Origin of the sequence: Roseibacillus persicicus (assembly GCF_014651675.1) — a bacterium.
GTDB classification, from domain to species: Bacteria; Verrucomicrobiota; Verrucomicrobiia; order Verrucomicrobiales; family Akkermansiaceae; genus Roseibacillus; species Roseibacillus persicicus.
Window position 1 is genome coordinate 75,674 of record NZ_BMXI01000011.1, and the last position, 12,511, is coordinate 88,184.

The window sequence follows — 12,511 nt, forward strand, 5'->3', positions numbered from 1 at the left end:
GAAAAGAAAGGGACTAGGACTCGACCTTGACCCAGCGTTCCTCGTTGTGAGAGGTCCAGCTGAGTTCCGCGAGCTGCACTCCTTTCGCGCCTTCGCGCAGAGTCCAGCGGAAGGGCTCGTCGCAGACCACGTGCTTGAGGAAGAGTTCCCATTGGGCCTTGAAGGCGTTGTCACATTCCCCGGGAGAAACCTCTTCCCAGCCATCGTAGTAATCGATGGGGCTGTCGACGTCAGGGTTCCAGACGGGGACGGGGGTGTTCTCCATGGACTGGGCCCAGCACTTACGGAGACCGACGATGGCGGAGCCTTTGGTTCCATCGACTTGCATGACCAGAAGGTCGTCGCGACGCACGCGCACGTTCCAAGAAGAGTTGAACTGACAGAAGACGCCGGTGTCGGTCTTGAACATGGCGTAGGCGGAGTCGTCCGCGGTGCACTTGTAGGGTTGGCCCTGCTCGTCGATGCGCTCGGGGATGTGGGTGGCCGCGTGCGTCATCACGCTGGTGATTTCGCCGAAGAGGTTGGCCACGACGTACTGCCAGTGACAGTGCATGTCGATGATGATGCCGCCGCCATCTTCGTTCCGGTAGTTCCAGGAGGGGCGCTGGGGGGGACGATTGTCGTCATGACCGGTGAAGACCCAGTAACCGAACTCGCCACGCACGCTGAGGATGTCTCCGAAGAAGCCTTCCTCCTTCAGTTTTTGAAATGCCACGATGCCTGGGAGCCAGAGCTTGTCCTGCACGGTGCCATTTTTGACACCGGCCTTTTCCGCCACTTCCGCGATAGCGAGAGCTTTGTCGTACTCGGTGGCAGTGGGCTTTTCGCAGTAGACGTGCTTGCCGGCGGCGATGGCTTTTTCGAGAAAAGGAATGCGATAAGGAGTGCCGGATGCGTCGAAAAAGATCTCGTTGTAGTCATCGGCCAGAGCGGCATCGAGGTCGTCGGTGTAGCGCTCGACGCCGTATTTTTCGGCGAGGGCTTTCACTTTCTCGAGATTGCGACCCGTGAGGATGGGGTCGGGCATGATGGTCTCGCCGTTGCACTCGACGCCGCCCTGTTCGCGAATCGCGAGAATGGAGCGCACAAGGTGCTGATTGGTGCCCATGCGTCCGGTGACGCCGTTCATGATGATGCCGATTTTTTTCATTGGAGTTTGTTAGATTGGTTGGGTGTGGAGGGGTGGGTGGGTCCTATTTGTAGATTTCGTCGTAGGATTTGAGAATGTGGTCGAGGAATTCGTGTTGGTCCTTCTGCCACCATTCGGCGGAGAAGATCTCGATTTCGCGCAGGCCTTGGAAGCCGTTGTCTTGCACGACCCATTGGTCGACTTCGGAAAGGTTGCAGCAGCCTTCGCCCATCACGCCGCGGTCTAACAGCATGTCGGCAGGTTCGGCCTTGTAGTCGCAGATGTGGTAGGAGCCCAGCCAGCCATTGTCAGCGCAGCGCTTCAGTTCGCTCTCCAGCTCGTGGTCCCACCAGACGTGATAGACATCGACGGCGACCTTGAGATTAGGTGCAGCGATTTCCTCGCAAAGATCATTGGCGGCCTTCAGGGTCGGGATGGCGCTGCGATTTCCGCAGTAGCAGGGATGAAGGGGTTCGATGAGCAACTCGATGCCCAGCTTGGCCGCTTCTCCGACGATGGCTCCGATGCCGTCGCGAATCTGATTGCGATTGGTCAGGGGGGATTGGCCCACGGTGGCACCGCAGACGAGCACGACCGAGGGCATGCCGAGTTCCGCCGCGTCCTGCAGCCACTTGCGATTGGTCGCGAGGTGCTCCTGACGGGTGGCCTCCTCAATGGCAGTGAAAAACCCGCCGCGCACGTAGGAAACGGGAGTGAGACCGGTTGCGGTGTAGTGCTCGCGAACCTTTTTTAAATCGCAGTCTTCCACCGTTTCACGCCAGATGGAGATCCCGCCAATCTCGCGCTTGGCAAAGTTTTCGATGCACTCGGTAATGCTCCAAGGCTTGGTGGTGAAGGTGTGAAGGGCGACGTCCTGATAGCTCATAGTGGTTGGTTGTTAGAGGAGGGTTTCAGTGGGAGCTTTCGGCGATAGCCTTGATGGCTTCTTCGGTGCGTTTGGTGATCTCCGCCCAATTTCCTTCCGCCATCAGTTTGGCATCGACGAACCAGGAACCACCGATGGCCGCGACCTCGGGGAGGGCGGCGTAGGACGGTGCTTTTTCCAAAGTAATGCCGCCAGTTGGGATGAACTTGATGCCGGTGTGGCCGTAGGGGCCGATGAGCGCCTTGAGCATGGAGGCACCGCCGAGGGGCTCTGCGGGAAAGAACTTGAGGGTTTGCAGCCCGAGCTCGCGTGCGGTCTCGATGTCCGTCGGATTGGCAACTCCGGCAAAGATTGGCAGGTCCGCCTTTTGCGTGGCCTCGATGACCTTGGGGTTGAGACCGGGGGAGACGGCATACTGGCACCCGAGGTCGACGAGTTTTGGCACGATCCCGGCATCAAGCACGGTGCCTGCCCCCAACTTAATCTGGGGATACTTCTCGCTGAGCAGCTTGATGGCATCGAGTGCGCAATCTGTCCGAAGAGTCAGTTCGATAGTGTCCAAGCCTCCCGCAAGGAGTGCTTCGGCAAGAGGTTCGGCGTGAGCGAGATTCTTGAGGACGACGACTGGGACTAAGCGAGTAGCAAACATGGACTTGTAGGAGAGATGAAACAGCCTATTTTTTTTCTTTCAACAGAAAAAATAGGGTAAAAATGGTTTTTGAGGGTCATTTTGGTGGGGCAGGTAGAACGGTTTCGATGGCGTGTCTGAATTCGACCAAGGAAAAGCTGTTGCCGGGTGTGGCTCGTTTTCGGTTTGAATCGGGTAAGAGGGCTGCTGCGGCTGCTATAAAAAATAGGGAATCGACGAGAGGCGTTTTCGGTGGCTGATAAAACTTCTGCCGTTTTTTCTTGAGAGCTGATTGTAACCCTGTTTTTTCTTTCTGTAGAAATGTCTGATGCTCCCATCAATGCCTTGGATTTCTCGGTGGTTCGAGAACTTCGCAAGCAATCTGGTCTAACCTTGGAAGGATTGTCTGAGAAATCAGGCTTGTCCATCTCCGTCCTCTCGAAGCTGGAACGCAACCAGAACCTGATGGAGATGGAGACTCTTTTCAAGTTGGCGCGTGCTTTCAATCTCGCGGCATCGGACCTGTTGTCGCTCGCTGAATCCGCATCGGCCCATCTGAAGAACGCTGAGGAATATGAATCGGGTCCCTTTCACTTTGAGAAAGTCTCCTATCAAGGCATCGATTGTTTTTATGCAACCGCCAATGAGGGACAGTCCTTGAAGCATCCGGAAGCTCACGGAGATGAGCTGGAGATTTGTTGGGTGCGAAAGGGGATGGTGCGGGTTGAGTTTCCGCATGAGCAGCATGTGTTGGCGGCCGGTCAATCGGTCAAGTTTGACGCGGTGTTGGAGCATTCCTACCACGTGTTGGAGAATAGCGAGTTGGTGATCATCCACCTGCTTAAAGAACAAAGATTTTAAAGACACCCCTTTAACCACAGAAACAAATTTATGATTGATACAAGCAAGGCCCCGCAGTTGGCCGATCTGAAACCAGCGCTGGAAAAGACTTTTGAACTCGCGAAACAAAAGATCACTTCCATCGATACCAACTACGACGAGGGGAAGGGTTCTCCTGTCTTCACTGATGGTGGAAAATACACGACGCGGGGATGGACCGAGTGGACGGAGGGCTTCCGCTACGGAATCGCTATCTTGCACTTCGACGCTACAGGCGATGAGTCATCCTTGGAATCCGGGCGCAAGCATACGGTGGAGCGCATGGCTTCCCACGTTTCGCACATCGGGGTCCACGACCACGGATTCAATAATCTTTCGACCTACGGCAACTTGCGTCGTTTGATGCTGGAAGGCCGCATTGAGAACAACGAGTGGGAGAAAAATTTCTACGAACTGGCGATTAAGGTTTCGGGTGCGGTGCAGGCTGCCCGCTGGTCGGAGCGCCAGGGCGGAGGGTTCATTCACTCCTTCAATGGTCCCCACTCACTCTTCGTCGATACCATTCGTTCCTGCCGCATTTTGATGGAGTCTCATCGTCTCGGGCACTGCCTGATGGCGGAAGGGGACAAGCCGATTTCGTTGCTTGAGCGGGCGCTTCAGCATATTGAGTCCACGGCCTTGTTCTCCGTTTTCTATGGCGAAGGACGGGATTCCTACGACACTCCGGATGTCCGCGGTCGCACGACGCATGAGGCCATTTTCAACATGAAGGACGGTGCTTATCGCTGTCCCAATTCGCAGCAGGGCTACACTGGTTTTTCCACTTGGACGCGTGGGTTGGCATGGGCTTGTTGTGGATTCCCGGAAGAACTCGAATTGCTCGAGCAGTTGAGCGATGAGGAGTTGGCGCCTCTGGGTGGTCGGGATAAATGGGAAGCTCTCCTCTTGAAAGGGGCCAAGGCTACCGCTGACTTTTTCCTGCAACACACTCCTACCGACGGTATTTGCTACTGGGACACCGGTGCACCTAATTTGCACAAGCTGGGGGACTATCTCGACCGTCCGGCTGAGCCCTTCAATGACTACGAGCCAGTTGATTCCACTGCCTCCGCGATTGCAGTTCAGGGGCTGTTTCGACTTGCTCGATATCTCGAAGCCAAAGGAGAAACCGAAGAGGCCGAGCGCTATGAGAAGGCGGCCTTGGTCACGGCGCAGAGCCTCTTCAGCGACAACTACCTCTCCACGGACCCCAATCATCAGGGACTGCTTTTGCACTCCATCTACCACAATCCCAACGGGTGGGATACCAAGCCTGCGGGCTCGAAAATTGCGGCGGGGGAATCGAGCATGTGGGGCGACTACCACCTCATGGAGCTGGCGGTCTACCTGCAACGTCTCATTGAGAAGAAGCCTTATCTCACCTTCTGGACCAAGTAGAACAAAGAGATGAAAGTTGCTTTTGTTACGGGAGGTTCCCGGGGGATTGGTTTCGGGTGTGCGGAGTTTTTAGCCCGGGCGGGTTACACCGTCGCGATCAACGGTATGCGTCCGGTGGAGCAGGTGACTGCGGTCTTGGATGCGCTCAAGGCAGCCGGTGCCCCCAAGGTTGTATATTGCCAGGGTGACGTGGGTGATGAAGAGGCCCGGGGTCGCATCATCGCCCAGTTGAAGGAGGAATGTGGGCAGCTCAATGTCCTTGTGAACAACGCGGGCGTCGCGCCTGCCGAGCGCAAGGATGTGCTGGAGACGAGCCAAGAGTCCTATGAGCGGGTGATGAAAATCAATTGCGAAGGGCCTTACTTCCTGACCCAAGCGGTGGCCAATTGGATGGTCGAGCAGAAGCAGGCGGATGAAAACTTCGAGGCGAGCATCATCAATGTGAATTCGATCTCGGCCACCGTGGTTTCGGTGAATCGTGGTGAGTATTGTGTCTCCAAAGCTGGCCTCGCAATGGTGACCCAGCTTTTCGCGGCTCGCCTGGGAGAGTTTAATATTCCAGTCTACGAGGTTCGACCTGGTGTCACGAAGACCGACATGACCGCCGGGGTGACGGAGAAGTATGACAAGCTGATTGCGGACGGACTCTGTGTGACTCCTCGCTGGGGTTATCCCGAGGATATCGGCAAGGCGGTCGTCGCTTTGGCTGAAGGAGGATTTCTTTATTCAACCGGTCAGGTCATTATGATTGATGGCGGGCTAACGATACCACGACTTTAAATAAATTAGGATTATGAGTTTAACGATTAAGAGTGCCGATGAGTGTGCCTATGACTGCGTGTCCTTGGGCGAAGTGATGCTTCGTCTTGACCCGGGTGACGGGCGAATTCACACCACCCGACAGTTCACTGCTTGGGAAGGTGGCGGGGAATACAATGTCTCGCGGGGGCTGCGCCGTTGCTTCGGGCTGCGGACTGCGATCGTCACTGCCTTTGCGGACAATCCGGTGGGCCGTTTGGTTGAGGACCTGATTCTCCAAGGTGGCTTGGATACCCGCTTCATCCAATGGCAAAAGTATGATGGCATTGGCCGCGAGGTTCGCAATGGGCTGAACTTTACCGAAAGAGGATTCGGGGTTCGGGGCGCGGTGGGCTGTAGTGACCGTGGTCATACTGCCGTCAGTCAATTGAAGCCTGGAGACATCGATTGGAATGAGCTCTTTGGCCGCTTGGGATCGCGTTGGTTCCACACCGGAGGAATTTTTGCCGCGCTGTCGGAAAGCACTCCCGAGGTCGCCATCGAGGCCGTGAAGGTGGCGAAGGAAAATGGCACCATGGTGAGCTATGACCTCAACTATCGTCCCTCGCTATGGAAGTCCTTTGGCGGTCTGGAGCGTTGCCGGGAAGTCAATCGCGAGATTGCGCAGTACGTCGATGTGATGATTGGCAACGAAGAAGACTTCACGGCCTGTCTCGGCTTCGAGGTTGAGGGCGTGGACGAGAATATCAGTGAGCTCCCGGAGGATTCGTTCAAGCGCATGATTGGACAAGCGGTGAAGGAGTTCCCGAACTTCAAAGTCACCGCCACCACCCTTCGGGGAGCCAAGACCGCGTCGCTGAACGACTGGTCGGCTCTGGTTTGGCACGATGGTGAGTTCTATCAGCCCAAGCGCGATTTCGTGGGGGAGAATATCCTCGAGATTTTCGACCGCGTCGGTGGAGGAGATAGCTTCGCGAGTGGCCTGATCTATGGCTTCTTGAAATTCAACGATCCGCTGGAAGCCGTGAGCTATGGCTGTGCCCACGGCGCGCTGGCGATGACCACTCCCGGCGATACCACCATGGCCAGCCTCTCCGAAGTTGAGAAGCTTGTCTGCGGTGGAGGAGCCCGAGTTGACCGCTAGTTGCTGCTTTCCTCGATTCTGAAGAAATCAGATTCGCTCTCTCGCGAGGCGGCTGGAATCAAAAATCGAGTGGGGTTTCCGCTCTCGTCATTGGTAGTCGAGACCCCGCTGACTTCCTCAAAAGGGAGGTCAAGGTCGTTCGATGAGGTGACGATCCGTCCTGCGGTGCCATCCTTGACGTCGATGAAAAAGTTGTCGGCAGAAAAGCCTGTTTTTAAAATCTCGAGTCCCGCTTGGGCTGTGTCTTCGAAGATGCCGACAACCGCAGTATTGTAGTCGGTATAGGTGTTGTAGGTGCCTTGGAACCAGAGCGCGTGACGGTCATAGTCGTGGTTCTCCGCGACGATGGGACGAAGGTTGTCTTCATGTGAGTTGGCGGTGATTGCTTCCCAGGAAAAGGTCTCGCCGCCGTCGTTGGTGATACCTCGATAGATCTCATAGCGCTCGGTCGGATTGAGGTTCGCGTTGTTGAGGTCCAGATCCGCGGGGGCTTCGTGATTGGATGAAATGTAGACAACATTGGGGTTCTCCGGGTCAATGGACATTCCTCCGCCGTAAGAGCGTTCAGCGGAATAGAGGGGGCGTCCACCTTGGGCGATGAGCTTCTTGTTCCACTGACTTCCATCCCAAGTGGCGTAGTAGTAATAGATTCGATCATCGCGGAACCCAGAAGTGCCGGTGACGTTGAAAACTTTCACCTGAAAGGCGCAGACCGGGTTGCCGTTCGGCTGATAGGTGATGTCCCAAGTCCAACCTCTTCCGCCGGGCAAATAGTCATCCTGGTCTTCGCCATTGGCGTAGGGTTCGTTGCGATATTGATAGACGACGGTGCCGCGCTCGGGGCCGGTGGTGTCGGCTTGGTCGCCATCGTGGTCAATCGGATCGCCGGCCGCCAAGTCCGCAAAAGTTTTGAGCAGGGTGCCGTCACTCTGATTGAAATCTCCATCTTCAAAAAAGAGGTGGTAGATGGAATTGTTCTCATTCCGGGGATGTCCGTCGGTGTAGATGAGGTCGATTCGGCTGCCGTCTTTGGAAGTGTATTTTGGATAAGGGCGGCTGCCGCCAGTCCCGGTGTCGATGAAGTGAATCCCTTCGCTCCAACTGGTTCCGTTGTTGTCGGAATAGCTCAATGTGGGATTGAACTGGATGCAGCGGAAAAAGTTATAGATGCGGTCGGATTCCTCGCTGAGGCGAAAGACGTTGGCATATGTGACCGGGTTGGAGCCTGCGGGGTTGAAGGATTGTTCCGGTCCCCAGTCCTGAAGGCTAGCGGGTTCCGTCACGAGCGAGGTGCGCGAGTAGAAGAGGGTGTTTGTGTTGTGCTTCGCGTAGACTGCGAGCAAGCGATTGTCGGGCAGAACCGTGATCACGGGGTCGTTGTGGTCATCTTGTTCCTGAGATGCGGCAGTGCTCACGATGGACTCGCTGGAGGTTCCGGTGGCAGGATCGTATTGAGTGATACCATAGCGCCCATCAGAGAGGACGTAGCCGGTGTAGAGTTTGCCGAGGTGCCAGATGGCGCGTTCCTCGGAAAACCAGCTCCAGACTCCATCAGGAGCGACCGTGATCTGGGGAGCGACCGGCATCGGGTCGTTGGAGTCATTGGGGTCCGTCTGATTGGCCACCTCAAAGCTATCGGAAAGTCCATCGCCATCAGAATCAGCGAGCAAGGGATTGGTCTGGTGCGTGAAGATTTCCACATCGTCGTTCAAGCCGTCTCCATCAGTGTCCGCCAGAAGGGGATTGGTCTGGTGGATGTCGACCTCGTCGTTGTTGGTCAGGTTGTCCCCATCGTTGTCGGCTGTCCCGTCCAGATTGGTTTCCGCGTAGGATAGGCCATCATACCAAGTGCGTTGACCGTCGCCGGGCACGTCATCGATGTAGGCGAAAATTTGGCCTGATGAGTCAGCGCGCGTGTAACCAAGATTCAGTTGGTAGAACGAGCGATTGTCCTCGGAGAGAAGAACCGGCGCATTGATGAAGAGCAGGGAGGAATCGAAGCCTGCAAGATTCTCGCCGCCGAGCTGGGCTCCGCCTGTGGAAAGGGAATCAGCCTGGAGTCCTGCCGCGAACCTCCAGTTCTGGCTGGTATCGACTGCCCAGTAGTGGGCGTTGACTTCATAGATGGCACCCGGGGTGAGGCCTCTCAAAGCGGTCCGGAGCACGGGGGCGTCGGCGGCTGGGGCGGCAGCGAGCACGGTGGAGTCGTTGGCGAACCCAGTGCGGAGTTTCCAATTGGAAGGAAGGGTGGCACTGGAAGCGTCAGAATCGTAGTCTTCCGGATTGCTTGGACTCGCGGTGAGGTTCATTTCTGTTCCATCAGCCAGAGTGGTGTTGAGCTCGGGGTCGGCATCGAGATAGGTTAAGGAGGGCTCGGAAACCGCCTGATATCCCACCCCGTCGAACCAAGTTCGGTTGACCGAACTCTGATTCGCGAGGTCGTCCACATAGACCGAAAGAGTTCCGTCGGTGGAGGTGACTTGGCCGAGGAGAACTTGATAGAGTGACCGATTGCCTTCTGCTGTCTCAACCGAACCGCTGAAGTAGCCTCCGTTTTCGATGGCGGGGTCGCTATCGGTCGCGGTCGTCAGCGGACCAGGGTTCAGGTCGGAGCCGCCCGCATTGTCGGTCAAATAGCTGGAGGTGGCGAAGCTGGAGGTGGTTGTGTGGGCACTGTTGTAGCCATCGAGTTCTCCGTCAAGGTTCTCCAGCCCGGCACGCAGTCTCCAGTTCGCGCCGGTTGCCCCCCAGAAGTAGACATAGACGTTGTAAGTCGTTCCCGCTTCGAGCCCTGTAACGGTGGTGCGGAGGCGGGGACAGTCTTCTGCTCCGGAGTCGTTGGAGGCAAAGATCGTGCTCTCGTTGGCAAAGCTGCGCAGGTTCCAGAGACCGTCAGCGTTGTTGAGCGTGGAGCTGTAGTGTGTTTCATCCTGCAGCGCGCTTCCATCGGCGAGGGTGGTGTTGCTTGAGGGATCCGCGTCGACGTAAGTGATCTGTCCATGGGCCAGCGAAGCGCCTAGAAACAAGAGCGAGAGGCCTGGGAGAGGGCCGAAGATTTTGGAAAACGAATCAGGTTCTGAGGACATCGCCTCGAGCATTCCTTTGTTGGCTAGTACTTGTCGAGATGCCAGTAGATGTCTTTTCGTGAGACAACTTTCTCGCTTGGCCAAGTTGCTTGAGACCTTCTCTTGTAAAAAGTTCGTTCGGGCGAGCAAGAGCCTATGAAATGCTGCAGACCTCCAGCAGATCTTTGGGCTCGTCCAGCATGTAGGTCGGATTTTGACGGAGAAGGGCGTCGCGTGAATTGAAGCCCCAGGTTGCAGCTGCGACGTGGATGCCCGCCTTTTGTGACGCTCTCACGTCGCGAGTCTCGTCGCCGATGTAGAGCATCTTGGAGCGTTCTAGCGAAAAGGTTTTCTCGATAGCGCGGAGGTGCTTGTGCTTGCCGGATAGCTTCGAAGTGCTGGAGATGAAGGTGAAGAGATCGCGCAGCCCTTTGGCCTCGAGAAAGGCCTCCACGTTCTCGGTGGAATTGGAAGTGAGGATCCCGAAGCAGGTGCAGTGTTCCCGCAGCTTGGGCAAGAGCTCTTCCATCCCATCGTTGAGGGAAAGGGTGGTGATGTCGGCCCGTAAAGCCTTGCGACCTTTTGCCAGCAAAGAAGGGACCCGAAGCTTGGAAACTCCGAGATGCTTCAGCAGTTCTTTGAGCTCGAAGTCTTGCAGGGCGGGAATCTCGTCCATCGTAATGGGACGCAGGGAGTAGTTCTCGGCCAAGTCGTTATATACATCCACCGCCGCAGCAAGGGTGTCGGCGAGAGTGCCATCGAAGTCGAAAATAAGAGCAGGGTAACGCACGGCGAGAGAGTTGTTAGGCGAGTTTGAGATTGGGATCGATGTCGGTCGAGAGAGAAGAAGTCTGCCCCGCGCGCAGGCGGTGATAGGCGGCAAAGGCAATCATGGCAGCGTTGTCGGTGGAGAGACTGGGCGGACTGGACCGAAAGGTCAGGCCTTCTTCGTGACAGGCTGCAGAAAGTTGTTCGCGCAAGGTCGCATTGCAGGAGACACCTCCCGAAAGAGTGACTAAGGAAAGCTTCTCCCGGCGGGCGGCGCGCAGTGCCTTGGCGATGAGGACCTCGAAGACCGCGGCTTGGAAGGAGGCGCAAAGGTCGGGAAGGCGTTCGCGGGGATTGGGGAGCTTTTTGAGGGTGTAGAGGACGGAGGTCTTTAACCCTGAAAAGGAAAAGTCGAGGTTGTTCTCGTTGAGCATCGAGCGGGGAAAGTCGAAGGCGGTGGGGTCTCCGGTCTTGGCCAGCTTTTCGATTTCGGGGCCACCGGGATAGGGCAGCTCGAGCATCTTAGCGACTTTGTCGAAGGCTTCTCCTGCCGCGTCGTCGAGGGTTTGTCCCAAGAGTTGGTAGTCGCCCACCAACCGAACCCGAATGAGGAGAGTGTGACCGCCGGAGACGATGAGGGCGAGGTGGGGAGGGATTTGTTCCTCGCCTACGAAGGGACTGAGCAGGTGGCCCTCCATGTGATTGACCGAGAGAAAGGGCTTTTTCGCAGCAAGCGCCAGTCCCTTGGCAAAGGAGTGCCCGACGGTGAGGGAGGAAGCCAAGCCGGGGCCTCCCGTGGCAGCAAAGGCGTCAATTTCCTGAGCGCCCAAGCCGGCCTTTTCCAGGGCTTCGGCGACCAAGGGGCTGATACGCTGGGTATGGTTGCGCGAGGCGAGCTCGGGAACCACGCCACCGAGGTCTTTGTGGAGCTCGATTTGAGAAGAAATGAGAGAGGCGAGAAGGCCGTTGTTGTCTGAACTACTAGATTTCCCGTAGATGGCGACTGCGGTTTCGTCGCAGGATGATTCGATGGCGAGGAGAGGCATCAGGGAGGGTTAGTTGCGGTATTCCTTCTGAGCGACGGGGAGGAATTCGCGCAAAGCGGCAATGCGGGTTTCGTTGAGGGGGTGGGTGCGGAGGAACTCGGCGCCCTGACTGCCGTTGGCATTGTTGTAGGCCGCAAAGCGTTGCCACATGGCGACCGCCTCGTTGGGATCGTAGCCTGCGCGGGCCATGAAGAGGGTGCCGATGCGATCGGCTTCCAGCTCCTGGGAGCGGGAGAAGGTCAGGCCGAAGGCAATGTTGCCCGCGCTGCCGAGTAGCTGGGTGGCAGACTCCGCGCTTTCGCCCCCGATGATGCTTCCCAAGACCGCTGCGCCCAGACCGATGCCGGTCTGATTCTTGATACGGGCATCCGCGTGATTGGAGGTCACGTGCGCAATTTCGTGGGCCAGGACCGTGGCGAGGCCCGCGTCGTTTTGGGTGATTTGGAAAAGCCCCGAATTGACGCCCACTTTTCCGCCGGGAAGGGCGAAGGCATTGGGGGTGGAGTCTTCAAAGACCACGAACTCCCATTGGGCGTTGGGCAGGTTGATGACTTGGGTCAATCGACTGGCCACCCGATTGACCTGGCTGCGGTAGGTCGCATTGGTGGAAAGGCGCTTGGAGGCCTTCATCTGTTTGAAGGCTTGCGCGCCTTGTGTCACGAGAGTGGGTGAAGAGGGGCGGATAGCAACCGAACCATTAGGCCCCAAGGCGCTGGGAGCGGCACAGGACAGGATCGCGAGGGGAAGGGCAAGGGGGAGATAACGCCGGAAAATCATACCGGCAGTGTGCGAGCAGGGGGTGGCACTGT

Annotated in this window: 11 protein-coding genes; 4 read left to right on the forward strand and 7 right to left on the reverse strand. The window is 56.8% G+C overall.

What is annotated here, in order from left to right:
* Positions 1 to 13: 13 nt before the first annotated feature.
* From IE099_RS13295 to eda, 3 genes are read right to left on the reverse strand one after another with little or no spacing between them, the layout of a single operon-like run.
* Positions 14 to 1,150 carry a Gfo/Idh/MocA family protein gene (locus IE099_RS13295; RefSeq protein WP_189570638.1) on the reverse strand — a complete coding sequence of 379 codons (1,137 nt, stop codon included), beginning with the start codon at positions 1,148 to 1,150 and terminating at the stop codon, positions 14 to 16.
* 43 nt (positions 1,151 to 1,193) lie between these two features.
* The gene (locus IE099_RS13300) at positions 1,194 to 2,015 is read right to left on the reverse strand and encodes a sugar phosphate isomerase/epimerase family protein (protein ID WP_189570640.1); all 822 of its coding nucleotides are present in this window, start codon (positions 2,013 to 2,015) and stop codon (positions 1,194 to 1,196) included.
* A 25-nt stretch (positions 2,016 to 2,040) separates the two neighbouring features.
* On the reverse strand, positions 2,041 to 2,664 hold the full coding sequence (gene eda, locus IE099_RS13305; RefSeq protein ID WP_189570642.1) for a bifunctional 4-hydroxy-2-oxoglutarate aldolase/2-dehydro-3-deoxy-phosphogluconate aldolase: 624 nt from the start codon (positions 2,662 to 2,664) through the stop codon (positions 2,041 to 2,043).
* 300 nt (positions 2,665 to 2,964) lie between these two features.
* On the opposite strand from eda, the gene IE099_RS13310 reads away from it, so the two are divergent.
* Genes IE099_RS13310 through IE099_RS13325 form a run of 4 tightly spaced genes read left to right on the forward strand, consistent with a single transcriptional unit; the run spans position 2,965 to position 6,823 of the window.
* Positions 2,965 to 3,504 (forward strand): helix-turn-helix domain-containing protein, encoded by a 540-nt coding sequence (locus IE099_RS13310; RefSeq protein WP_189570644.1) that lies wholly within the window; start codon positions 2,965 to 2,967, stop codon positions 3,502 to 3,504.
* Positions 3,505 to 3,534: 30 nt separating this feature from the next.
* Positions 3,535 to 4,920, forward strand: coding sequence for a glycoside hydrolase family 88 protein (locus IE099_RS13315; protein WP_189570646.1), 1,386 nt, complete (start codon positions 3,535 to 3,537; stop codon positions 4,918 to 4,920).
* Positions 4,921 to 4,929: 9 nt separating this feature from the next.
* Entirely contained in the window at positions 4,930 to 5,700 is a 771-nt protein-coding gene (locus tag IE099_RS13320; RefSeq protein ID WP_189570648.1) for a 3-ketoacyl-ACP reductase, read from the forward strand.
* Between the two features lie 10 nt (positions 5,701 to 5,710).
* Complete coding sequence (locus IE099_RS13325; protein WP_345778124.1) at positions 5,711 to 6,823, forward strand: PfkB family carbohydrate kinase; 1,113 nt, start codon at positions 5,711 to 5,713, stop codon at positions 6,821 to 6,823.
* Here IE099_RS13325 and IE099_RS13330 read toward each other — a convergent pair.
* The 4 genes from IE099_RS13330 to IE099_RS13345 form a co-directional block, all read right to left on the reverse strand.
* Positions 6,820 to 9,909: a BNR-4 repeat-containing protein gene (locus tag IE099_RS13330; RefSeq protein WP_189570652.1), complete on the reverse strand. Its 3,090-nt coding sequence runs from the start codon at positions 9,907 to 9,909 to the stop codon at positions 6,820 to 6,822. The genes IE099_RS13325 and IE099_RS13330 overlap by 4 nt on opposite strands.
* A 133-nt stretch (positions 9,910 to 10,042) precedes the next feature.
* Positions 10,043 to 10,678 (reverse strand): HAD hydrolase-like protein, encoded by a 636-nt coding sequence (locus IE099_RS13335; protein ID WP_189570654.1) that lies wholly within the window; start codon positions 10,676 to 10,678, stop codon positions 10,043 to 10,045.
* Positions 10,679 to 10,691: 13 nt separating this feature from the next.
* Positions 10,692 to 11,702, reverse strand: coding sequence for a tRNA (adenosine(37)-N6)-threonylcarbamoyltransferase complex transferase subunit TsaD (gene tsaD, locus IE099_RS13340; protein WP_189570656.1), 1,011 nt, complete (start codon positions 11,700 to 11,702; stop codon positions 10,692 to 10,694).
* A gap of 9 nt (positions 11,703 to 11,711) precedes the next feature.
* Positions 11,712 to 12,479: a M48 family metallopeptidase gene (locus IE099_RS13345; protein WP_189570658.1), complete on the reverse strand. Its 768-nt coding sequence runs from the start codon at positions 12,477 to 12,479 to the stop codon at positions 11,712 to 11,714.
* Positions 12,480 to 12,511 lie beyond the last annotated feature (32 nt).